Origin of the sequence: Pseudomonas sp. NFACC37-1 (genome assembly GCF_900101575.1) — a bacterium.
GTDB lineage: Bacteria > Pseudomonadota > Gammaproteobacteria > Pseudomonadales > Pseudomonadaceae > Aquipseudomonas > Aquipseudomonas fluorescens_AA.
Genome location: NZ_FMUZ01000046.1, coordinates 1 through 21,279, shown reverse-complemented (window position 1 = coordinate 21,279; position 21,279 = coordinate 1). Strand labels below are relative to the sequence as shown.

General features: G+C 61.9%; 19 protein-coding genes. 1 reads left to right on the top strand and 18 read right to left on the bottom strand.

Annotated elements, in window-relative coordinates; all coding sequences use genetic code 11:
- Positions 1-51: 51 nt before the first annotated feature.
- The 4 genes from cysC to BLP82_RS27700 form a co-directional block, all read right to left on the bottom strand.
- The gene (gene cysC / locus BLP82_RS27715) at positions 52-660 is read right to left on the bottom strand and encodes an adenylyl-sulfate kinase (RefSeq protein ID WP_092175973.1); all 609 of its coding nucleotides are present in this window, start codon (positions 658-660) and stop codon (positions 52-54) included.
- Positions 653-1,357 carry a sulfotransferase family 2 domain-containing protein gene (locus BLP82_RS27710; protein ID WP_092175969.1) on the bottom strand — a complete coding sequence of 235 codons (705 nt, stop codon included), beginning with the start codon at positions 1,355-1,357 and terminating at the stop codon, positions 653-655. Before BLP82_RS27710 ends, cysC begins: the two co-directional genes overlap by 8 nt.
- Before the next feature lie 329 nt (positions 1,358-1,686).
- Positions 1,687-3,492, bottom strand: coding sequence for a lipid A export permease/ATP-binding protein MsbA (gene msbA, locus BLP82_RS27705; RefSeq protein ID WP_092175964.1), 1,806 nt, complete (start codon positions 3,490-3,492; stop codon positions 1,687-1,689).
- A gap of 15 nt (positions 3,493-3,507) precedes the next feature.
- A complete protein-coding gene (locus BLP82_RS27700; RefSeq protein ID WP_092175960.1) occupies positions 3,508-4,680 on the bottom strand; it encodes an O-antigen ligase family protein in 1,173 nt (390 codons plus the stop codon).
- 107 nt (positions 4,681-4,787) lie between these two features.
- Here BLP82_RS27700 and BLP82_RS27695 point away from each other — a divergent pair, with 107 nt between their 5' ends.
- Positions 4,788-5,393 carry a BUD32 family EKC/KEOPS complex subunit gene (locus tag BLP82_RS27695; protein WP_072407163.1) on the top strand — a complete coding sequence of 202 codons (606 nt, stop codon included), beginning with the start codon at positions 4,788-4,790 and terminating at the stop codon, positions 5,391-5,393.
- Here the strand turns inward: BLP82_RS27695 and BLP82_RS27690 are convergent.
- From BLP82_RS27690 to waaF, 14 genes are all read right to left on the bottom strand, one after another.
- Positions 5,379-6,482, bottom strand: coding sequence for a glycosyltransferase (locus BLP82_RS27690; protein ID WP_092175956.1), 1,104 nt, complete (start codon positions 6,480-6,482; stop codon positions 5,379-5,381). The two genes, BLP82_RS27695 and BLP82_RS27690, sit on opposite strands and share 15 nt — an antisense overlap.
- Positions 6,483-6,530: 48 nt before the next feature.
- On the bottom strand, positions 6,531-7,295 hold the full coding sequence (locus tag BLP82_RS27685; protein ID WP_072407168.1) for a hypothetical protein: 765 nt from the start codon (positions 7,293-7,295) through the stop codon (positions 6,531-6,533).
- 55 nt (positions 7,296-7,350) lie between these two features.
- The gene (locus BLP82_RS27680) at positions 7,351-8,307 is read right to left on the bottom strand and encodes a glycosyltransferase family protein (protein WP_092175952.1); all 957 of its coding nucleotides are present in this window, start codon (positions 8,305-8,307) and stop codon (positions 7,351-7,353) included.
- A gap of 84 nt (positions 8,308-8,391) precedes the next feature.
- The gene (locus BLP82_RS27675; RefSeq protein WP_092175948.1) at positions 8,392-9,792 is read right to left on the bottom strand and encodes a PIG-L deacetylase family protein; all 1,401 of its coding nucleotides are present in this window, start codon (positions 9,790-9,792) and stop codon (positions 8,392-8,394) included.
- An 8-nt stretch (positions 9,793-9,800) separates the two neighbouring features.
- Entirely contained in the window at positions 9,801-10,697 is an 897-nt protein-coding gene (locus tag BLP82_RS27670; RefSeq protein ID WP_092175944.1) for an antimicrobial resistance protein Mig-14, read from the bottom strand.
- Positions 10,697-11,827: a glycosyltransferase gene (locus tag BLP82_RS27665; RefSeq protein ID WP_092175940.1), complete on the bottom strand. Its 1,131-nt coding sequence runs from the start codon at positions 11,825-11,827 to the stop codon at positions 10,697-10,699. Before BLP82_RS27665 ends, BLP82_RS27670 begins: the two co-directional genes overlap by 1 nt.
- Entirely contained in the window at positions 11,811-13,568 is a 1,758-nt protein-coding gene (locus BLP82_RS27660; protein WP_072407178.1) for a carbamoyltransferase family protein, read from the bottom strand. Before BLP82_RS27660 ends, BLP82_RS27665 begins: the two co-directional genes overlap by 17 nt.
- A gap of 354 nt (positions 13,569-13,922) precedes the next feature.
- Positions 13,923-15,377, bottom strand: coding sequence for a lipopolysaccharide kinase InaA family protein (locus tag BLP82_RS27655; protein WP_092175935.1), 1,455 nt, complete (start codon positions 15,375-15,377; stop codon positions 13,923-13,925).
- Positions 15,377-16,129, bottom strand: a complete 753-nt coding sequence (locus BLP82_RS27650; RefSeq protein WP_092175931.1) for a lipopolysaccharide kinase InaA family protein — start codon at positions 16,127-16,129, stop codon at positions 15,377-15,379. Before BLP82_RS27650 ends, BLP82_RS27655 begins: the two co-directional genes overlap by 1 nt.
- Positions 16,126-16,860 carry a lipopolysaccharide kinase InaA family protein gene (locus BLP82_RS27645; protein WP_092175927.1) on the bottom strand — a complete coding sequence of 245 codons (735 nt, stop codon included), beginning with the start codon at positions 16,858-16,860 and terminating at the stop codon, positions 16,126-16,128. Before BLP82_RS27645 ends, BLP82_RS27650 begins: the two co-directional genes overlap by 4 nt.
- Complete coding sequence (rfaP, locus tag BLP82_RS27640; protein ID WP_092175924.1) at positions 16,860-17,666, bottom strand: lipopolysaccharide core heptose(I) kinase RfaP; 807 nt, start codon at positions 17,664-17,666, stop codon at positions 16,860-16,862. Before rfaP ends, BLP82_RS27645 begins: the two co-directional genes overlap by 1 nt.
- Positions 17,663-18,787, bottom strand: a complete 1,125-nt coding sequence (locus BLP82_RS27635; protein WP_092175919.1) for a glycosyltransferase family 4 protein — start codon at positions 18,785-18,787, stop codon at positions 17,663-17,665. The genes rfaP and BLP82_RS27635 overlap by 4 nt, the downstream gene beginning before the upstream one ends.
- A complete protein-coding gene (gene waaC / locus BLP82_RS27630) occupies positions 18,787-19,845 on the bottom strand; it encodes a lipopolysaccharide heptosyltransferase I (protein ID WP_092175915.1) in 1,059 nt (352 codons plus the stop codon). Before waaC ends, BLP82_RS27635 begins: the two co-directional genes overlap by 1 nt.
- Before the next feature lies 1 nt (position 19,846).
- Complete coding sequence (waaF, locus tag BLP82_RS27625) at positions 19,847-20,881, bottom strand: lipopolysaccharide heptosyltransferase II (RefSeq protein ID WP_092175911.1); 1,035 nt, start codon at positions 20,879-20,881, stop codon at positions 19,847-19,849.
- Positions 20,882-21,279: the final 398 nt, after the last annotated feature.

Genomic DNA, 21,279 nt, shown 5'->3' with positions numbered 1-21,279 from the left:
TTGGCGAAGGCTTGTCCATGGCTGCAACGCGAAGCCAGGACGTTCGCTCCATCAGATTTGCAACAACGCCGAGAGCTGCGCACAGGCCTGGGCCAGCTCCACCTCGCTGGTATCGATCGCGCAGTCTGGCGCAAGGGGGGCCTCGTAGGGGCTGTCGAGCCCGGTGAAGTTCTTGATCCGCCCGGCACAGGCCTCGCGGTACAACCCCTTGGGGTCACGCCGGGCGCAGACGTCAAAAGGTGTACTCACATAAACCTCCACGAAGGTGCCCTCGGGAAACAGCTGCCTGGCAGCTTCCCGGTCGGCACGAAACGGGGAGATGGCCGCAACGATGACGATCAGGCCGGCGTCGACCATCAGGCGCGCGACCTCGGCAATGCGGCGGATATTTTCCTTGCGGGACTCGGCATCCATGCCCAGGCCCCGGCACAACCCCTGGCGCAGGTTATCGCCATCGAGCAGGGAGGTATGCAAGCCCTGCTGGTTGAGCTGCACTTCCAAGGCATTGGCCAGGGTCGACTTGCCCGCCCCCGACAGTCCTGTCAGCCAGATGCAGCACGGCCGCTGGGCTTTGATGGCCGCCCGATCCGCCGGCGTGAGCGCCTGTGCATAAGCACGAATCTGCGCCTGCTGCATCGGTACGTTTGACGTTTCATTCATAACCAAGCATCTCGTAATCACGTTGGTACACCCGCCGCACCAGTCGACGGGTCCGCACTGAGCAAATGTCCCTGACCGGCACCGTGGCGCGTTGCCAGCTGTGGTTCACATGGGGCAACCTCGCCACCACCCCAAGGTGTTCGCACACACGCTGATAGTCCCGGTCCAGGTATTCCTGGTAACCGATGAAGTCCATCGCCAGGTGACCGAGGGAATCGATAAGGAAATCCGTCTGGGCAGCGAAATGCAATTGCCGGTTGATGTTCTCCGGGTGCAGCCATCGGGCGACGAAATCATCGAAGTCACGGTATTGGCCCACCATTTTCTGCGCCGCCTGGTCGCGCGCGCCCAGCGTATTGCCCCGCAGGAAAGCATAGGCTGAATACGCACGCTCCAGCGGATCGCGAACAAAGGCAAATTTGAAACTGGCGGCGTACTGCTGCGCAAACTGCTCTTCGTACCAATACAGCGGCAAGTGGCCCGGGCTGTAGCCATCGAAAAGCCCCACGCAAACACTGCTGCCGGCGCATTTGGGCACATGGATGAACAGGCAGGCACGCTGGGCAAACGCTTCGGGAAAACGGCAATTGGCCGACATCGACTTGTTCACGACCTGTCGATCGACAACCGACAGGCGCCCCAACAGAAAGGAACGCTGCGACTTGGGCAGCAGCTTCCAGAGATAGCGTTGCAGCATTCAAACACCCGCGCGGGAGGGATGCCCCCCCTTCGATGACTGGAGTTGATCAGGAAAGTCCTGTAGCCAAACCTTAGCAGTCAGGGATCGCGGATTTATTGTGGATTGGTCAACGCAGGTAAAGTTTTCGATACAAACTCAGAGGGAGCGAGCTTGCTCGCGATGGCATCGACACATTCAACACCATCGGCGCAGACACACCGCTATCGCGAGCAAGCTCGCTCCCACATTGGTTCTGAGGTGCATGCAACCTGCGTGTCCAACACCGGACCTGTGGAAGCGAAGCCGGCCGAGAGAAACCGGCCGGCTCATAGCCTGAGGTCCGGAACTCAGGCGATATTCTGGGCGGGAGCGTCCAGCCCCATGGCATGAAGACGCGAGTAGTAGCCGCTCTGCGCCAAGAGCTCACCATGGGTCCCCCGTTCGACGATCCGGCCCTGGTCCATCACCAGGATCAGGTCGGCCTTTTCGATGGTCGACAAACGGTGGGCGATGACCAGGGTCGTACGGCCTTTCATGACCTGATCCAACGCGGCCTGGATATGCCGCTCGGACTCGGTGTCCAGCGCCGAGGTAGCCTCGTCGAGGATCAGCAGCGGCGCGTTCTTCAACAACGCCCTGGCAATGGCCAGGCGCTGGCGTTGGCCGCCGGACAACAGCACGCCGTTTTCGCCCACCTCGGTGTCCAGGCCATGGGGCAACTGCTCGATGAAGTCCATCGCATAGGCATCCCGGGCCGCCTTTTCAATGTCGGCCCGTGGCGCACCGGCCAGGTCGCCGTAGGCGATATTGTTGGCCACCGTGTCGTTGAACAGGGTGACATGCTGGGTCACCTGGGCGACATGACGACGCAGGTTACGCAGGCGGTAGTCTTCGATTTCCACGTCATCGAGCAGGATCTGGCCGACCTCGTGGTGATAGAAGCGTGGGATAAGGCTCGCCAGGGTCGACTTGCCGCTGCCCGAACGCCCCACCAGCGCAACCATTTGCCCGGGCGCCGCACTGAAGCTGATGTCCTTGAGTACTTCGCGGTCAGCACCGGGGTAGGTGAAACTCAGGTTGCGCACGTCGAGACGACCGCTGACCCGTTCCTGCTCGACCGTCCCCCCGTCGACCTCCGGCTCGACATCCAGTTGCTCGAAGATGCTCTCGGCACCGGCCACGCCTTTCTGGATGGTGGAGCTGACTTCCGAGAGCTGGCGAATCGGCTTGGGCAGCAAGCCGGCAGCCGTGATGTAGGCCACCAGGTCACCGGCCGTCGCGTCACCGCGCAGGAACAGCACCAGGAACATCAAGGCCGCCATGGCGGTGTAGATCACCAGTTGCAGCATCGGCGTATAGACCGCGCCGGTACGCGTCATGCGCAATTGCTTGTCGGTGTTGCCCTGGCTGGCGTTGGTAAAGCGCTGCTCTTCATAGGCCTCGCCGCCGAAGCTGCGCACCACCCGGTAGCCCTGGATGGTCTCGGAGGCAACGTGAGTCACGTCGCCCATGGCCACCTGGATCTTTTTGCTCTGCTTGCGGAATTTCTTGCTGGTGCTGCTGACCATGACCGCGATCAGCGGCAGGATCGCCAACATCACCAGGGTCAGCTTCCAGTTCATCCACACCAGGTAGGCGAAGAGGAACACCACGGTGAGACCTTCGCGGATCACCACCTTGATGGCATCGGTGGCCGCACCGGTGACCATGGTCACGTTGAAGGTGATCCGGGAGATCAGGTGGCCGGAGTTATGGGTGTCGAAGTAGCGATTGGGCAACACCAGCAATTTCTTGAACAACTCGACCCGCAGGTCATGCACCAGCCCCAGGGAAACCCTGGCCAGGTAATAGTTGCCCAGAAACGACCCCAGGCCCTGCCAGGCAGCGATCAGAATGATCAGCAGCGGCACCGCCATCAGCAGTTTCAAGTCCTTGAGGTACGGCACGTTGGGAAAGAGCACCGCATCGGGGTTGCTCAAGCCGTCGACGAAATATTTGAGAATCCCGGCCAGCATGGGCTGGGTCGAAGCAAATATCACGAAACCCAGGATACTCAGCAGAAAAATGCCCGCGTAGGGTTTGACGTATCCCAGCAACCGAAAATAGATCTTCAGGCTGGAATCCTGTTCCGCTTTGGGCGGTGCGTCACTCATCGTCGGGCTCACTGGTTAGGAAGAACGCGGAATTTTATCACAGCCACCGGCATTGGCCTGCGCCCAGGTCAAAACGCTGGCCAGGCCAATCGGCAGCCAGGTAATGAACCATTCGGCGCGGGGGGTTCCGGTCAGGCTCGCGGCGTCGAACTGCATCGCCAGGAACGAAAACACCCACATGCCGAGCACGCCCCGGCCCAGCAGGCTTTCCCGGGCGCGCCAGGCTTCACGCAACACCCCGAACCAGACAATGCACCACAGCAGCAGCCCCGGCAGCCCGAGTTGAATGGCGACATGGCTGAACAGATTGTGGGCGTGATCGAACTTGAGGCCGTGGCTGATAACCCGATAGTCGGCCGCCACGCCAAGACCACCCCATGGGCGCTCGGCAATCATGTGCAGGCTCGACATGAAAATCTCGGGTCGATAGGAAGCACCGCGCGCCATGACCAACGGCTCGAGCAACCAGAAGGTCAGCATGGCCAGCACCAAGGTCGTGGCGGCGATAATCCGGACCCGCTGGTCCCGGCAATAGATCGGCATGGCCAATACGCTGAGCAGCAAGGCCAGCGCAGCGCCGCGACTCTGGCTCGCCACCACGAACATTCCCAACAGCCCCAAGGCCACGACCCAAAGCACTTGCAGCCCCATATGACGCGGCATCCAATGCAACATCCAGATCGCCGCCAACCCGATCACATAGCCGCCGAGGATGGGATGGGACAACTCCCCCAGCCCTTGCAGACGCGCATTCCAGGGATGATTCGTATACCCGTAGAAATGGATGATGGCCATCAACGCCGTCAGCGCAAGCCCCAGGCCACCCCATTGCATGATGCGAATCACGCGTTCGGGCTGACCGTTGGCAAAAATCGGGAAAAACAACAGGAACGCCAGGATGTAGATCAATCGCTTGGCTTCGCGGGCAGGCTCTGCCACTTCAGCCCAGGTCAGTGTCACCAGGGCCCAGGCCATCAGCGCCAGCAACGCCGTGTAGATCACGCGCTGGGCACGCCATAACTCTGCCAGCCGGTGACGGGCCGGCCAGGCAAAGACGATCACCGGCAGCCAGACAAATGCAACTAACCCTTGTTGATAAATCTTGTTGGTCGGTGCCAGGGCTATCGCCAGCAAAAACCATAACAAGCCAAAGGCCATCCAGCCCTGCGCCCAACGTGTTGCCTGCATCTAACGCTCCTAAACGGTCTACCAGCCAAACCGGCATGGTGAAAACAAAAACTTTTGGGCATCATGGCCCGCCACGGCACCGGTTCTTTCAACAAGGTTTCCCTACGATGCAATCCTCACGGCTTCCCCAAGCCGCTTTGAATCAATTGATTGAAGGCGCCACTATTCTGGAGGCCGACAGCTACGGCCCAAAAGTCTATCTGCTGCAGGATGGGAATATCCTCAAGCTGTTTCGCCGCAAGCGGCTTTTTTCTTCGGCCCTGCTAAGGCCTTATTCAACGCGATTCATCAATAATGCAGCCCGCCTGCAGAAGCTCGGCGTACCGACCCTCGAAGTGCTGGCCTTCTACAAACTGCAAAAACCCGGGATGACCGCCGTACTGTATCGACCACTTCCCGGTAAAACCCTGCGTCAATTATCGAATCAGGAAAATTTCAGCTGGCAGCATACTCTTCCAGCACTTGTCGAGTTGATCCGCAGCCTGCATGCCAGCGGTATTTATTTTCGCTCGCTGCACCTGGGCAACATCGTTGTCACGCCTGAAAACCAACTGGGGCTGATCGATGTAGCCGACATGCGCTTCCTGCGCTCGCCGCTGCCACGCTACCTGGCACGTCGCAACCTACAGCATTTCGCTCGTTATATTGCCCGGGAGAACCTGAACGGGAGCTTTCCGATGCAAGCATTGGAAAACGCCCTACTGGCTGCCTGAAATCAATTGCCGCGCGACCTGACTGAAGCTCGACCAGGCCTCGTCAGGGTTCAGTGCCCGGTACTGGGCCGCTGCGACCGTATCGGCCGAAGCCAGCGCCGCTCGTTCGATCGCCTCGCTCCAGCCGTTTTCGTCGTTGGGCGTCGCATACCAACCGGTGTCGCCCAACTGTTCACGAAAGACCGCGAGTTCGCTGGCCAGCACAGGGACACGAGCCAGGACAGCCTCCTGGAGGGTCAGCCCAAGGCCCTCGTCCAGGGACGGGATCAACACCCAGTCAAATGCCCGATAGAGCGTCGCCACATCCTCCAGATGCCCTACCAGCAAGATCTTGTCGACAAGGTCCGGCCGGGCGATCCGCGCTTGCAGCGCTTCGCGCCGCGGCCCCTCGCCGACAATCACCAGGCGCCAATCGGGATGGTGGGCCGCGGCCCGGCCAAAAGCCTCCAACAGACAGGCGAACCCCTTGCTGTCCACCAACCGTCCCACCGCGCCAAATATGCGTATCTGCGGGCCAGGCAAACCCAGTCGGGCACGTGCCGCTTCGCGAGGCAACAGCGCAGCCTGGAATTGCGCCGGATCGAAGGTGCTGCGCAGCGCAGCGACCTGCATGCCCAACTCGTCCTGGAGCGACGTCGCCAGGGTCTGGGAGACCGCTGCCAGGGTCAGGCGGGAGGCGGGAAAGCCGCACAACAGTTCGCGACCCGCAGGATTGAGCCGTGTCGCACCATGGAAAATCACCACCACGCGGATCTGCGGCATAGCCTTGAGGACGGGCAACAAGGTACGGGCCACGCCGATGCCATCGAGCAATACCACACGCGCATCGCTGTCGAGCAACGCCCGACGGAAACGACTGTGCATCAGGGGTTTGAGCAGGCGCCAAACGTGTCGGCCCTTGAGCCGGGCCGATGTCATATTCCACTCGAGCGTCGCCCCGACATCAATCTGGCAGGCAGCCGCCGACCCCTGCAAGAGCCATGTCTTGACAGGCATCGCTGGTTCCATCCGCGAGAGAATCTGATTATGGACCTTGTGTACCGAAGCGAACGGTGCACCGCCCGCCCACATGACATTGATAATGCTCATCGAGCAGCAAACCTTTTATCGCGGACCAGGATTCATGCTTCGCGGCATTCAGTAGTTGATAAGCCAACCAATACAGACTCCGAGCAAGAGAACCAAGGACAACTTGATCTGCTCGCGGCGCTTGCGGCGAGCCTTGCGCTGGCGCTCCACGGGCACTTCCACATGGACCCCGAATCCGGTGTGCAAAACAGCATCCCCTTCGAGCGTGACTGCCGTCAAGTTCAACTCGGCGTAACGAAGCGACAAGGCTTTTTCACCGCCGAAACCGGCGAAAGGGGCACAGAGCCGATACTCCTTCAACCGTCGCAGGCCGGGATTGAGAGAGAAGCTTTGCCATTCGGGTTTATCTGAAATCAATGGGTAACAGGGCACGCCGCCGATGACTTCACGTTCGCCCAAGCGAATGTAGGGACTGTGTACGCACAAATCGTAGACATAGTTACGCAACCACACCTGAAGAATATCCGGTCGCTGCTCCAGGATCGTGCGCGAATCTTCCACGAAGGCCGGGCGATAGAACGCCCAGTCGTCCTCACAATGAAAGATATAAGCCGTCTTGACATGCTCGTACGCAAGGTCGATCGAAGCCAGTTGCCCCAGCTTCGGTCGATTGACGAAAGCCGTCGTGCGGTCCTTCCAGTGAGCGGGAATGACGGCATGCACGCCTTCGTCGCCGGCATCTTCGGTAATGAAGACCTCACGGATCGGCGCGGTGTTGAAACGGTCGAAGCTCTCCAGGGTCTGCTTGAGCAGATCGAGCCGGCCGCAACTGGTTACCACCAGGGTAATGTCACTATCGTCGGAAAACTGCACTGAAATACCATTTAGTCAAACGCCATCTGAACACCGGATGGCTCAACGGTTCGTATCAAACGCCCAGCTTCAGGCGCAATGTCTCCAGCAGACTCAACGGGGCACGAGGCCGCAGCGGCGGCTCCAGTGCTTCAACGATTTTCTGCCCGATGCGCGCGAAACTGAACTGTTCCTGCGCCAGCTTCTGGCCGTTGTGCGCCACATTGCGCGCCAGCTCGGGGTCGGCGCGCAGCCGGGAAAGTTTTTCCTGGAGCTGCGGGATGTCACGGTACAACACCACGTTATGCATGTCCTGCAACCCCAGCGCCCGCGCCTCGTCGATGCCCTGATCGAATGCCAGCAGCACACAGCCGCAGGCCATGGCTTCGAAATTCTTGATCATGAACTCGCCCATGCCCACGTCGGCACTGACGAAAAAGCGGATACGGTTGAGGGTCTCGCAATACTCTTCGCCGGACTTGGTCCGGGTCACGACCAGTGGCTCAACCTGGCCCAGCTCATCCAGCAGCGCCTTGCGACCACTATAGGCAACACTGTTGGTGCTGCCGACGAAGGCCAACTCGATATCCCGTTCACGCCCCTGATCCTGCAATAACGACTGATCGTAGCCCTTGGGTACGAATACCGCATCGAAACCTTCGCCGCGCAGACGTTCGGTCACCATGAAGCCGGAACTGATCACCCGCACCCACGGCAGGCGACGGTAATGCGCGCTGAATTTTCCGGTGTATTTGCACGGAATGTAATTCTGATAGGCATCGTGTTCGAGGATCACCAGGTTGGGGATCGTGCGGATGAAGCCGGCCTGACGAATTTCCTGCTTGAAACGCAGGAAAAATATGATCCGGTCGTAACGCGATACGTCCACATGGTGGCGGAAATACCCCCGCAGGTTGCGTTGTTCCTTGCTGTCGAGCCAGCGCAGGTCGCACTCGCAATGAGCGGCCACGCCTTCGTAGAGTCGGTCCAGGATGGCCCGCTGTTCTTTCTGCACCAGAAACAGAACTTTCATCGTTTTCCTTGCGGCACCGAACGACTTGATAAATAACCGGAGGCCGGTTTGCGCCGTAGCGCAAAGACGCCCCGCCTTGGGCCTCTACAGCCGCCAGAACAGTTCATGGCGACGCACAGCCTTGCGAAAAAATTCGTTCTCGCCGTACGCCGAGCCCGTGCGCCCCGCCAGCAGACGCTGGATGCCACGGCGCAGGCGACGCTTGAACGGCGCGCGCGGTTGCAGGTCATGCATCATGCCCAACGCCATGGCCTTGTCGCGCTGCCCAGGCAAGGCCAGCGGCAGGCTGACAGGATGCATCGGCCGGGCCGGGTCGAAATACGGCGGTAACGCAATGCCCGCACCCGCATCACCCATGGGCCAGCGGTCATTGTCGTGCAGGTGATTGGCATAACCCAACAGCGTGGTCGGTTGCCACTCCAGGCCTTCGAGGGCTTGCAGGACAGCATGATGGGCGCAGAGATGATCGGGGTGCGGATCAAGGGTCGGGTGTGGCAATACAATGACTTCGGGGCGCGCCTTGAGCAGCAGCTCGCGCAGGTCTGCCAGCAGGTTGCTCCAGGTTGGCGCACCGTCGGCATCGCCGGGCAGGGCGAACGGGTTCAACTGGCGGAACAGCCGGGTATCGCTCAGACCCGCCTCGCGAGAACCCTGGGGCTGGCTCGGCGCGGCTTGCATGGCCGCCAGTTGCAAGCAGAAATAACCCAACTGCACACAGTGCGCTTCAGGCACACCGGCCCAGCGGGGTACGGCGATGCTGTCCCACGCTCGCAAACGGCCCTTGAGTCGCGCGGCTTCGACGCTGTCCAGGCCCATCTTCCGATAATGCCCGGCTTCGATTTCACCCGCTGTCAGCGTCACGATCCAGGCCTCGTCAGCCTGGCTGTACAAACCGTAGGCAGCCAGCTCCGCATCATCGGCATGGGGAGCGATGACCATCACCCGCTGATGCCGTACTGGCGGCGGCGTGAAGGACCACAGCGTCGGCTCGCCCAGCAAACGGCAATGACGCCCGCGCAAGCGCAGTTCGCCCCGGGACAACGCCGGGCCCTGCTCGCTGAGGTTGAGATAGCGCAGGCCATTGACCCCGCGCTCGAAGGTTTGCAGATCCCTTTCACCCCCCGACAACTCGACGAGCGGGTCGATGAAACGTCCCAACCAAGTGCTCTTGATCCGCACTGCGAGGATCAACGTCGCCCCGTCATCCAGAATCACGCCTTCGTCCAACCGAAGCCGCCCGGCATTCAAATGCACCTTGGGTTGCTGGGTGAACGGCGGGAAGCTGTATTGGTAATCGTCCCGGGGCGAATAGAACAGGTGATCGGCGAACCACGCCTCGTGAGCGATCCAGCCCAGCACCGCCAGTACCAGGGGCAGCCACCAGGCCACCCCGACGCCCAGCGACACCAACACCACAAGGGCAAGTAACAACCCCACGCGCTTGTTGCGACGGTGGCGCCTGAGTAACTGTTGCTTGCGACTCATGGGTGGGTTCATACGGTAAACACCGGCACGGGGTTGCACCAACGGTCCTTGTATTCCCGGTCCGCCCGGCCGAATGAAAAACGCAACGGCTTGCCGGCGGCACGGGCGTGTTCCCAGGCGCTTTGGGTGTTGAGGAAGCTCAACACGCTGCCGGGGCTGAATTCGCGGGTCTGCGGGTCGACGCCACCATTGATGTACTCGACGCTGATCCACTCGGGCGCTTCGACGCGATACACCAACTGGATTGCAATCGGCGCATCGTTGAGAAAGATCACCGAGCCGATCAGCCATTCGCGCAACAACTCGATCACCTCGCCCATGCGTTCGGCGCCGGTGGCCGCAAAGCCCCAGCGACGCAGGAACAGGTCGCAGTAGATCGAGGCCAGCTCGGCGCTGGAAAACTCGCCGACCGGCCGCACCACCCCGCCCGCCTCTTCCAGCAAACGCAGTTCACGGCGCTGGTTGTAGCGAAACTTCTTGGACAGCTCTTCCGGCGTGCGGGCCATGGCCAGTTGTTCCTGCTGCAACTTCAAGCCGCTGAAGCGCCCCTCGTTGAGGGCCGACAGGTAGCGTCCACGATGACGCAACGGGGCTTGTGCATCGGGCGCCGCCGGCAGGATCAGCTCGGCATTGCCCAGGTCGAACAGGCCCTTCTTGCCGCTGCGCTTGAGCACGTCTTTGGACAGCGCCAGGTCGCGGCCCCAGGTCGGTATGGCCGCCTTGAGCTCACCGTCCTGCTCGAACGCCAGGTAACGCACGGGAATCCCGGCCAGGGCCGCCAGGCGCTCGACCACCAGGGGATGAGTGGCCACGCTGCCGCCAAAACGCTGCCAGGCCTGGGCATAAATCGACGCATCGACGGCGGTCCAGCCACGCTCGCGCCAGCCTTGGAATCGGTTGAGCATCAGGCCCTCGGCGCCAGTTCGGTGACTTGGGGCAAACGCCAGAATGCCTCGCGTACGGCGCGATCCGAAAAACGTTCGCGCAAGCGATCGAGCATCAGCTCGGCGCATTGACGACGCTGCAGATCGTCCATGGCCGCCAGGTGTTGCAGCCCTTGGGCCATGTGCTCGGCGTCGCCCAGCGGAAACAGGATGCCAACGCCTTCGACCACTTCCTTGGCCCCACCACAGGCCGTGGCCAGCAACGGTACCCCGGCAGCCATGGCTTCGAGCAGCACCATGCCGAACGGTTCATGGTCGGAGCTCAGGGCGAACACATCAAAAGCACGGAAATAACGGCGCGCCTCTGGCACCTGGCCGAGGAACAGCACACGATCAGCAATGCCCAGCTCTCGGGCCAGCGCCTTGAGATCCTGCTCCAGGCGACCTTTGCCGAGAATTGCCAACTGGCTGTTGAGCGGCAGATGCCCCAGCGCCGCAGCAAAGCCGCGCAACAATGTGGCCTGGTCCTTGTCCGGGTGCAGACGGCCTACATTGCCGACAATCCAGGTGTCCGTATCCAGCCCCAGCGTATGCCGCGCCTCCTCCCGGGAGACCAGGCTGGCCTGGACGGCATCAAGGTCGATGCGGTTGTAGAGGGTCTGGATCCGGGCAGCCGGCCATTTCGGCAGGCAGCGGCGCATGTCGTCACGCACCGCATCGGAAACCCCGAGCAGGCTCAGGCGCTTGCGGTAAACGTGGGCGAACAACCGGCGAGTGCGCCGCTGGTAGTCCCCGAAGGCATGGTGCACACCGATCACCGGCAAGCGAGTACCCAGCAGGGCGATGTAGATCGGCTTGAAGCGATGGGCAATGCAGAAACTGAAGTTGCGCGAGGCAGCGATCTTGCGCAGATCGCCAATGGCGCCCAGCTTCAGGCCACGAATGGCGCTGGAGCTGTATTCCATGAACAGCACCTCGTCCGAGGCACAGGCGGCAGCGACCTCGGCATCGGCCACCCCGGTGAGAAACACCGTGGTCACGCGATAGCCAGTGCCCGCGAACAAGCTGGCGTACTGACGGGCGCAGTCCAGGAACGGCCCGTCATAACCGTGGCAGAACTGCAGCACATGTCGCTCAGCCGAGCGTGTCATAAGCGTCCACGCCGTCTTTGACCACCAGGATGTCTTCCATGATCAGGTACTGCAGGTCGGAACCGAAGAACATGTTCAGCGCGTCGGTCGGCGAGCAGATCATCGGCTCGCCACGACGGTTGAGCGAGGTGTTCAGCGACACGCCGTTGCCGGTCAGCACTTCCAGGGCCTTCATCATGTCGTAGTAGCGCGGGTTGTATTCGCGCTTGAGCACCTGGGCCCGGGAGGTGCCGTCTTCATGGACGACTTCCGGCACGCGGGTCTTCCATTCTTCGGCCACTTCGAAGGTGAAGGTCATGAACGGTGCCGGGTGATCGACCTTGATCATCTGCGGCGCAACGGTGTCGAGCATCGACGGGCAGAAAGGCCTCCAGCGCTCGCGGAACTTGATCTGTTCGTTGATCCGATCGGCCACGCCGCTGGCGCTTGGGCACCCGATGATCGAGCGACCGCCCAAGGCACGCGGGCCAAACTCCATGCGCCCCTGGAACCAGGCCACCGGGTTGCCGTCGACCATGATCCTGGCGATGCGCTCGGGGGTGTTGTCGATCTTGCGCCAGGCCGGCTTGCTCGGATGACGGGCGCACGCGGCGATCACGTCTTCGTTGCTGTAGGCCGGGCCGAGGTAGACGTGTTCCATCTTCTCCACCGGCACGCCACGGGCGTGGGACACATACGCCGCCGCCCCCACGGCCGTACCGGCATCACCGGAAGCCGGTTGCACGAACAGCTCCTTGACGTCGTCACGGGCGATGATCTTCTGGTTCAGCTTAACGTTCAACGCACAGCCGCCGGCGAAAGCCAGCTTGCCGGTTTCCTTGAGCACGTCGCCCAGGTAGTGGTCGATCATTTGCAGCGCGAGCTTCTCGAACAGCGCCTGCATGCTCGCCGCGTAGTGGATGTACGGCTCGTCGGCGATGTCGCCTTCGCGCTTCGGTCCGAGCCATTCGATCAGCTTCGGCGAGAAATAGAAGCCCTTGCCCTTCTCTTTATAGCGGCGCAGGCCGATCACGTTGGCGTAATCGGTATTGATCACCAGCTCGCCGTTTTCGAACGAGGCCAGGCGCGAGAAATCGTACTTGCTGGCATCGCCGTAGGGCGCCATGCCCATGACCTTGAATTCGCCGTCGAGCATTTCAAAACCGAGGAACTCGGTGATCGCGCCGTACAGGCCACCCAGGGAATCCGGGTCGAAGAATTCCTTGATCTTGTGGATCTTGCCGTTTTCGCCATAGCCGAAGAAGGTCGTGGCGTATTCGCCCTTGCCGTCGATGCCCAGGATCGCGGTTTTTTCCTGGAAGCCCGAGCAGTGGTAGGCACTGGAGGCGTGGGCCAGGTGGTGCTCGACCGGCTCGATCTTGATTTTCTTCGGGTCGAAGCCCAGTTGCTCCAGGCACCAGACGATCTTGCGGCGATAGCGCTTGTAGCGACGGTTGCCCATCAGGATCGCATCGAGAGCCCGATCCGGGGCGTACCAGTAACGCTTGGCGTAGTGCCAGCGCGCTTCGCCGAACAGGCTGATCGGGGCGAACGGAATCGCCACCACATCGACGTCGGAAGGCTTGATGCCGGCTTGTTCCAGGCAGAACTTTGCCGACTCGTAGGGCATGCGGTTCTTTGCATGTTTATCGCGTACGAAGCGCTCTTCCTCGGCCGCCGCGATCAGCTTGCCGTCTATGTACAGCGCTGCGGAAGGATCATGGCTAAGGGCGCCGGACAGGCCAAGAATCGTCAATGCCACAGGGTCTAGCCTCTTATGTCTGCATACGGGCGACAAGCGCCGCGAAAAATGGATGTGCCGCGCGCCAGGGGTGCGGGGCAGCTAAAGGGCGGGATTATAGCTTAAAAGCGATCTTAAGCCTCTAGCGGTGAAAGGGGAGCTTGGGGCGTATTGTTTAGAGGGACCACGGCAAGCCGGCTCCTGGGACTTGTGGCGAGGGGATTTATCCCCGCTGGGTTGCGCAGCGACCCCAAAACCAGTTGGACGCAATCAACCTGCCCCCCTGGGCGGTCGATTTGGGGCTGCTTCGCAGCCCAACGGGGATAAATCCCCTCGCCACAAAGGCTGTATCCGACTGCCGAAGTACGTTGCTCGCTAGGACGAGGTGCTATCGACCGTTTTGGGCACCCGCTGATCGATCACCCGATACAACGCACTGTCCTGCGGCCAATTACGCATGAACCGCGCCCGATCCCGGGCGTAGGCCGGGGCGAAGCTGGCCTGGGTGCGGTGCTGGCACATCGAGTCGAGGTCGATCAGCGCCCAGCGGTCGTGCTGCCAGAACAGGTTATGGCCCTTGAAGTCGCCATGGCTGATGCGCTCGCGGATCAGGTCGGCGAACAAGCGATCCAGCGCCAGCAACTCGGCTTCGGGGGCTTCACCGCTCTGCACGTAAGGGCCGAAGCGCTCGATGATGTCCGGCCCCGAGAGGTGCTCGGTGACCAGGTAGGCGCCACGGCGCAGCCACAGGAAACGCTTTTCCAGCAAGGCCAGTGGCTTGGGCGTGGCAATGCCAAGGAAGGCCAGGCGATGGCCTTCGCGCCAGGAATGCCAAGCCCGGCTCGGGCGCCAGAAGCGCTTGAGCCAGTGGGCGAAGCTCTTGATGTTGTAGCGTTTTATCACCAAGGTGCGACCGTTCGCCTCGACTTTGCCGACGCTGGCCGCGCCGCCGGTCTTGTACACATGGCCCTGGTCGAGCAGCGCATCGGCCTGCTCCAGCACCGGCGTCATGGCCGCTTCTTCATCGCGCCGGATCGCCCGCAAACCGAACGCCCCGCGCTGTACGCTGAACAGGCTGCATTCGCGCCCGACTTTTTCGAGGAAGTCCTTCAGGCGCCAGGCCTGCACCTTGTCGATCTGCTTTTGCAGCGCCTCCATGGGTAGCGCGTGTTCGGCGTTGCCCAGCAGGTAATACACCAACAGCTCTTCATTGAACGGCTGGAGGGCTTTGGGAAGCTGGGCGAAAAACACCCCCAGGTTTTCCAGGACTTTCTGCCGCGACAACGGTTGCCCCGGGGTTTCGGCGCGGATGCCGGCACCGTCGATCAAGTAGAGCTTGCCATCGTGGCGCAGCAGATTGTCCAGGTGCAGGTCTTCCTGCCACAGGCCTTTGCCGTGCAGTTGCGCAATGGCGCCCAGGGCTTCGGCCAGCACCGCCGTCTGTTCGTCGGCCAGCAACGGCAGCTGTTCGACCCGTTGCCAGGCATCCCCCAGGCTCTCGGCGCCTTCGAGCAATTCGAACAACAACCAGCCGCCTTCAGCCTCGTTCAAGCCATCGGCGAGCAGCAGCGGCGTCGTCAGCCCTTGCTCCGCCAGCAAGCGCACGCCTTGCAGTTCCCGCTGGAAGTGCCGGGCAGCCTTGCTGCCCACCAACAATTTGGCCAGCACCGGCCGACCTCGCCAGATGCCCGCCCCGACATAGCGCTGCCCCGGCAATACTCGCAACAGCGAGAGCAACTGCAATTTCGCCGGGCCGGCGGCGTCGGCCAGCTCCAGGCTCAATGGCAGGCTGGGGCTGCGACCGGCATTCTTCAATTCGGACAAATGCATCAACGGGCTCCCTTGTGGCTGCGCCGGGCACTCAGGCGCTCCATCCAGCTGTCGACCAGCGCGGCGTCGAGCGGTTGAGCCAGATAGACAGACAACAGCTGGCGTACATCGGCCTCGCTCCAGATGGACGCGCGCCGCAACAACGGCTCCAGGTCCTTGACCCGATCACGCTGACCAAACAGCAGCGGCCGGGTCTTTTCCAAATCGATCAATTGCGCTTGATACCCGTCGGCGGTGGCTTGCAGAAAGATATGCTTGGGATAGAAGCAACCGTGCACCTGATGCATGCCGTGCAGGCGCCGCGCCAATTGCCCGCAGGCGTCGAGGACGGTGGTGCGCTGCGTCGCCGTCAGGCTCGGCCAGCGTTGCAACAGCGAGTCCAGGTCGTCCCAGCCATCCAGGGCCCGGGTCAGCAGGATCGCCCGCACCTCGCCTTCCACCTTGCGCTGACCATAGAACACCGCTTGCAGGGCCGGAATCCCCAGCTGCCGATAACGGCTGATGTTGCGAAACTCCCGGGAAAAACTCGGCTCGCCAAAAGGGTGGGACCATGTCCGGGTCAGGTAATTGCTTTGACGCTTGAGGTAATAACCCTGCCCGTCCAGCTCCAGCCGGAACACGCTGCTCCAGCCATCGCCCGAGGTGTTGGGTTCGTCCACCGCATCCAGTTGCCGCGCCCACAGGGCCTCGAAGCTGTCCAGGCCATGGCGTTGCAACAACGCTCGGTCTTCAGCGGCCAGAAAGTCAGTCATTCACGCCCCTCGAAAAATCTCACCACGTGACGGATACGTTTCTTGTCACACGCATCGAGCCGGTCGCGCTGGCGGTATTGCAGGTAAAAACGCAGGCGCTGCGTGGCCGACAAATGGTATTTGGCCACTTTATCCAGGCACGCCAAGTCCTTGGTGATGCGGTACTTGAGCCAGAAACCACGCCAGAAGTCCCCGTTCGGGCAGTCGATCAGAAACAACCGTGAGCGGTCGTCGATCAGCAGGTTGCGCCACTTCAGATCGTTATGGGTGAAGCGGTGGTCGTGCATGGTCCGCGTGTAGCCGGCCAGTTGCCGGCTGACATGATCGACCCAGGCACGGTCCGCCAGCCGCGAATCGTGACGCTCGGCGAGCGCCGAGAGGTCTTCGGTGTGGGGCAGTTCACGGGTGATCAGCGCACCACGGGCATAGGTCGCACCGTTTCGCTCCAAGCCCCAGCCCACGACTTCGGCGGTGGGGATGCCCCATTTGGCAAAGCGCTTGAGGTTCTGCCATTCGGACTTGACCCGTGGCTTGCCCAGGTAGCGCCGCAAGCCTTTGCCGGCACCGACGTAGCGCTTGACGTAATAGTTCACGCCGTTGCGCCGTACCCGGATCACCTCTGACAACGGGTCACGGGTCAAACGCTCCCCTTGCAACGCGAACACCGCCTCAAGGCTGCCAAAATCCTCCGCCAGCTCGACGTATTCCGGCTCCAGATTCCAACCCGACATCAGAGCGCGTCCCCGTACCGCTGCTTGCGGGCATACAGCTTGCCGGCCTTGTCTTCGAGCCAGGCCAGCAACGAAGCCTCTTCGGCGAGGATCCGCCGCAGCGGCTGCTGGAAATACCCCTTGAGAAAACGCAGCTTGTCGCGGCGGGTCAGGCCAATGTCCAGCGCCGAGAAATACAGCGCCGCCAGGTCCTTGTTGCGCCAGCGAGTGGTGATGGCGGGACGGGTCTGGGCGCGGTGCAGGTCGATCACCGAGAGTTTGAAATCCCCAGGGGTCACCGGCTTGTCGGTGTGCAGCAGAAAGTGGCAGATGTAGCAGTCACGATGGTTGACGCCGGCGCGGTGCATCATGCCGGTCATACGCGCCACTTCGGCGATCAGCGCACGCTTGAGCGTCGGTTGCGGCGGCCGCTTGACCCAGTCAATGCTGAAATCTTCGAGGCTGACGGTCGGCGCCAGCTCTTCGGTGACGATGAACGAGTGTTGGTCCGCCGGGTTGCTGCCCTTCTCGCCGTAGGCGACAGCGGTCATGGTCGGCACGCCGGCTTCCTGCAAACGCTGGATAGCCTTCCACTCCTGCCCTGCACCGAGGACCGGCAGCTTGGCGGTGAACAAGTTCTTGAAGATCTCGCCCCAACCGATGCCACGGTGGATCTTCACGAAAAAGCCGCGACCGTCCACCTCCGTGCGCAAGGTGCGCCGGGCTTCCAGTTCACGATAGACCTCGCCCTTGAGCGCTTCGACTTCGGTGAACGCATCGCGCCCGGCCCAAAGGCTCTTGAACGGTTCGGCCAGCATCAACTTCATTGTGCGTGCTCCGCCAATATCACATCGGCCGCGTGCTGCGGCATGCTGTAGAGGTCGGCCGTCTCGGCGAAGGCCAGACCATTGCGGCTCCAGGCCGCCCGGGCATCGGCATCGTTCAACATGCGGCCCAGGTATTCGTTGAGCTGGGCTTGTTCGAACGGCTCATCCAACACCAGGCCACTGTCGGCCTCGGCGATGTAATGGGCGTACCCACACACCGCGCTGACCAGTACCGGCAACCCGGCCACCAGTGCTTCGAGCAGTACGGTGCCGGTGTTCTCGTTGTACGCCGGATGGATCAACAGATCGGCGCCCAGCAGGAAACGCGGGATGTCGCTGCGGCCCTTGAGGAACCGCACGTTGTCGCCCAGCCCCAGCGCGGCGCTCTGCAGTTGGAATACCTTGGGGTCGTCCTGGCCAATTACAAATAGCCGGGTGCGTTTTCGCAGCTCGGCTGGCAACGCGGCCAAGGCCTTGAGGCTGCGATCCACGCCCTTGGTCTTGAACCCGGAGCCAATCTGCACCAGCAGCAGGTCGTCGTCGGCCAGCTCGAATTCGGCCCGGAAGGCGGCGCGAATCTGATCGGCATCGGCGGGCCGGCGGCGGTCCTGGGCGATGCCTGGTGGCAGCAGGTGAAAGCGTTCCAGCGGTGTGTCGTAGTGCTTGATGAACAGCGGCTGCTGGACCTCGGAAATCATCAGTACGTCGGTTTTTGCATCCTTGGCGAACACGGCCCGCTCGTACTCGGCGAAATGCCGGTAGCGGCCCCAGCGCCGGTACAGCGAGTTGCGCAGGTTCTGCGCCTTGTCTTCGAAACAGCCGTCGGCGGCGTAGTACACGTCCAGGCCGGGCATTTTGTTGAAGCCGATCAAACGGTCCACCGGGCGCTTGGCCAGGTCGGCCTCCATCCACGCGCTGAGTTTCTCGTTGCGGCGATGATTGAACAGCGCCTTGACCGGCGCCACCAGCACCTCGAAGCCGGGCGGCACGTCACCTTCCCAAATCAGCGTGTAGACACGGATCTGGTGACCGCGTCGCTGGCATTCCAGGGCGATGCGCATGAAGTCACGCTGCAGGCCACCGAAGGGGAAGTACTTGTAAAGGACAAAAGCCAATTGCATCAGCGCGGCTCCTCAGCCAATAACGTGCTCAGGTGGCTGGCAACACGCTCGGGGTTCAGACGCGTGAAGCACAGGGGCTGCTCGCGTTTCAGGTCAAACCGCCGGGCATCTTCGGCGGTCGGCGGATAAGTGCAATGTTTCTGCATGCATGGTGCGCAAGGGAAATCACTGGCGAGGTGAATCTGGCCCTTGCCATAGGCACCGGTCAGCACCGGGTTGGTCGGGCCGAGCAGCGAAATGGTCGGCACGTCCAGGGCCGCGGCCAGATGCCCGAGGCCGGTATCCACGGCCACGCAGGCCTGGGCGCCGGCAAGTACCTTGCCCATGCCGCCGAGGTTCAGCTTCGGCAGTACCAAGGCGTTGCGCAGCCCGCTGGCGATGCGTTCGGCCCGGGCCTTTTCGGCCGGGTTGCCCCACGGCAGTTTGACGACCACGCCGAACTGCCCCATGCGCTCAGTGAGCTGGCGCCAGTAAAGTTCGGGCCAATGCTTGGACTCCCAGGTGGTGCCGTGCAGGAACACCACGTAGGGGTATGGGCGTGGCAACTCCACCAGCCGGTCGACATCGAGGCCGTAGTTACCCAGCGTCTGCGGCAAGTCATACCCCAGCGCCACGGCAAACAGCTGGCGCACGCGCTCGACCGCATGCTGCCCACGGGCCACCGCCAGGCGCCGGGAATAAAAGCGCGCCGCCAGGGGCTCACGCGCCGAGTTTTTATCCAGACCGGCCACTGGCGCCTTGACGTAACGGGTCAGCCAGGCGCTTTTCAGCAGGCCCTGGGCGTCAATCACCAAGTCATATTTTTCGGCGCGTACGCTCTGCTTGAAGCGTCGCCATTCGCCGCTCTTGATGGTTTGCCAGAGGTTCTTGCGCCATCGCCGGATCGCCACCGCAATGACCTTGCCCACGGCCGGGTGCCAGGTGGGGATTTCGGCGAAGCCTTCTTCCACCACCCAATCGAACTTGATGCCCGGAATCGCCCGTGCCGCATCGGTCAGCGCCGGCAGGGTGTGGACCACATCCCCCAGCGAAGAGGTCTTGATCAGCAATACCCGCAAGTTACCGAACCTCCACGGGGGTGCCCTGCAAACGCTCCAGGGCCTCGTTCACCGACGGCGGCATGAGCTGGCGCAGGCAATTGTAATGGCCGAAACGGCAGGTGCGGTCGAAGCACGGGCTGCATTCGATGCCCAGGCGCACGACTTCGACCTGGTCGGCCAGCGGTGGCGTGAAGCCTGGCGAGGTGGAACCGTAGACCGCCACCAACGGACGGTTAAGGGCTGCGGCCACGTGCATCAGGCCCGAGTCGTTGGACACCACCGAATCGGCGCAGGACAACAGGTCGATGGCCTCGGCCAGGGACGTGTCGCCACTGAGATTCACCGACTCTTCCCGAAGGCCCGGGATCAACCGCGAGCGGATGTCCTCGCCCACGGGGTGATCTTTTTTCGAGCCGAACAGCCAGACTTGCCAGCCTTCGCGAATCTTCGCCTCGGCCACCTGGGCGTAATGCTCCGCCGGCCAGCGCTTGGATTCGCCGAACTCGGCCCCCGGACACAGGGCCAGCACCGGACGGTCCAGGCTCAGGCCGAACTTGGCCAGCGCTGCGCCACGGGTCACCGGGTCGATCCGCAGGCTCGGCCGCGGATACGGTTTGGGCAACTCGGCCTCCGGCGCGTAGGCCAGGGCCATGAAACGTTCGATCATCAGCGGGTAACGGTCTTTATCCAGGGCGCGCACGTCGTTGAGCAGGCCGTAGCGAAACTCGCCACGCCAACCGGTGCGCTTGGCAATACCGGCAAAGAACGGTACCAACGCCGATTTCAACGAATTGGGTAACAGGATCGCCTGGTCGTACTGACCGGCCAGGGATTTGCCGATGCGTCGACGGGTCGCCAGTTCCAGCACGCCGTGGCCGAGCGGAAAGCTCAAGGCCTTGCGCACTTCGGGCATGCGCTCCAGGATCGGCCGGCTCCACTCCGGGGCCAGGACGTCGATTTCGCACTGCGGATGACGCTGTTTCAGGCACTGGAACAGTGTCTGCGCCATTACCATGTCACCGACCCAACTGGGCCCAACGATCAGAATATTCATGTGCTTTCCAAAAACGATACGGGGAGGCCTACGCCTCCCCGCCTCGAGAATCACTGTGGCTTAGGTCGTTGCCTGTTGCCCTAATCTACAACACACCGCCAATCTACTGTGGGAGCGAGCCTGCTCGCGATCAGGCCTGCCCATTCAACATCCATGTCGCCTGACATTCCGCCTTCGCGAGCAAGCCCGCTCCCACAGGGGGCCTGCATAGGTTTCAAGTACCGTGCAGCACCACAAATCCACTGTGGGAGCGAGCTTGCTCGCGAAGAGGCCAGCCCATCCAACATCAATGTCGCCTGACACTCCGCTATCGCGAGCAAGCTCGCTCCCACAAGGGGCCTGCATAGGTTTCAAGTACCGTGCAGCACCACAAATCCACTGTGGGAGCGAGCTTGCTC

Coding starts and splice junctions, on each gene's coding strand:
- cysC (WP_092175973.1), bottom strand. CDS start 660: ATGAATGAAACGTCAAACGTACCGATGCAGCAGGCGCAGATTCGTGCT.
- BLP82_RS27710 (WP_092175969.1), bottom strand. CDS start 1,357: ATGCTGCAACGCTATCTCTGGAAGCTGCTGCCCAAGTCGCAGCGTTCC.
- msbA (WP_092175964.1), bottom strand. CDS start 3,492: ATGAGTGACGCACCGCCCAAAGCGGAACAGGATTCCAGCCTGAAGATC.
- BLP82_RS27700 (WP_092175960.1), bottom strand. CDS start 4,680: ATGCAGGCAACACGTTGGGCGCAGGGCTGGATGGCCTTTGGCTTGTTA.
- BLP82_RS27695 (WP_072407163.1), top strand. CDS start 4,788: ATGCAATCCTCACGGCTTCCCCAAGCCGCTTTGAATCAATTGATTGAA.
- BLP82_RS27690 (WP_092175956.1), bottom strand. CDS start 6,482: ATGAGCATTATCAATGTCATGTGGGCGGGCGGTGCACCGTTCGCTTCG.
- BLP82_RS27680 (WP_092175952.1), bottom strand. CDS start 8,307: ATGAAAGTTCTGTTTCTGGTGCAGAAAGAACAGCGGGCCATCCTGGAC.
- BLP82_RS27675 (WP_092175948.1), bottom strand. CDS start 9,792: ATGAGTCGCAAGCAACAGTTACTCAGGCGCCACCGTCGCAACAAGCGC.
- BLP82_RS27670 (WP_092175944.1), bottom strand. CDS start 10,697: ATGCTCAACCGATTCCAAGGCTGGCGCGAGCGTGGCTGGACCGCCGTC.
- BLP82_RS27665 (WP_092175940.1), bottom strand. CDS start 11,827: ATGACACGCTCGGCTGAGCGACATGTGCTGCAGTTCTGCCACGGTTAT.
- BLP82_RS27655 (WP_092175935.1), bottom strand. CDS start 15,377: ATGCATTTGTCCGAATTGAAGAATGCCGGTCGCAGCCCCAGCCTGCCA.
- BLP82_RS27650 (WP_092175931.1), bottom strand. CDS start 16,129: ATGACTGACTTTCTGGCCGCTGAAGACCGAGCGTTGTTGCAACGCCAT.
- BLP82_RS27645 (WP_092175927.1), bottom strand. CDS start 16,860: ATGTCGGGTTGGAATCTGGAGCCGGAATACGTCGAGCTGGCGGAGGAT.
- rfaP (WP_092175924.1), bottom strand. CDS start 17,666: ATGAAGTTGATGCTGGCCGAACCGTTCAAGAGCCTTTGGGCCGGGCGC.
- BLP82_RS27635 (WP_092175919.1), bottom strand. CDS start 18,787: ATGCAATTGGCTTTTGTCCTTTACAAGTACTTCCCCTTCGGTGGCCTG.
- waaF (WP_092175911.1), bottom strand. CDS start 20,881: ATGAATATTCTGATCGTTGGGCCCAGTTGGGTCGGTGACATGGTAATG.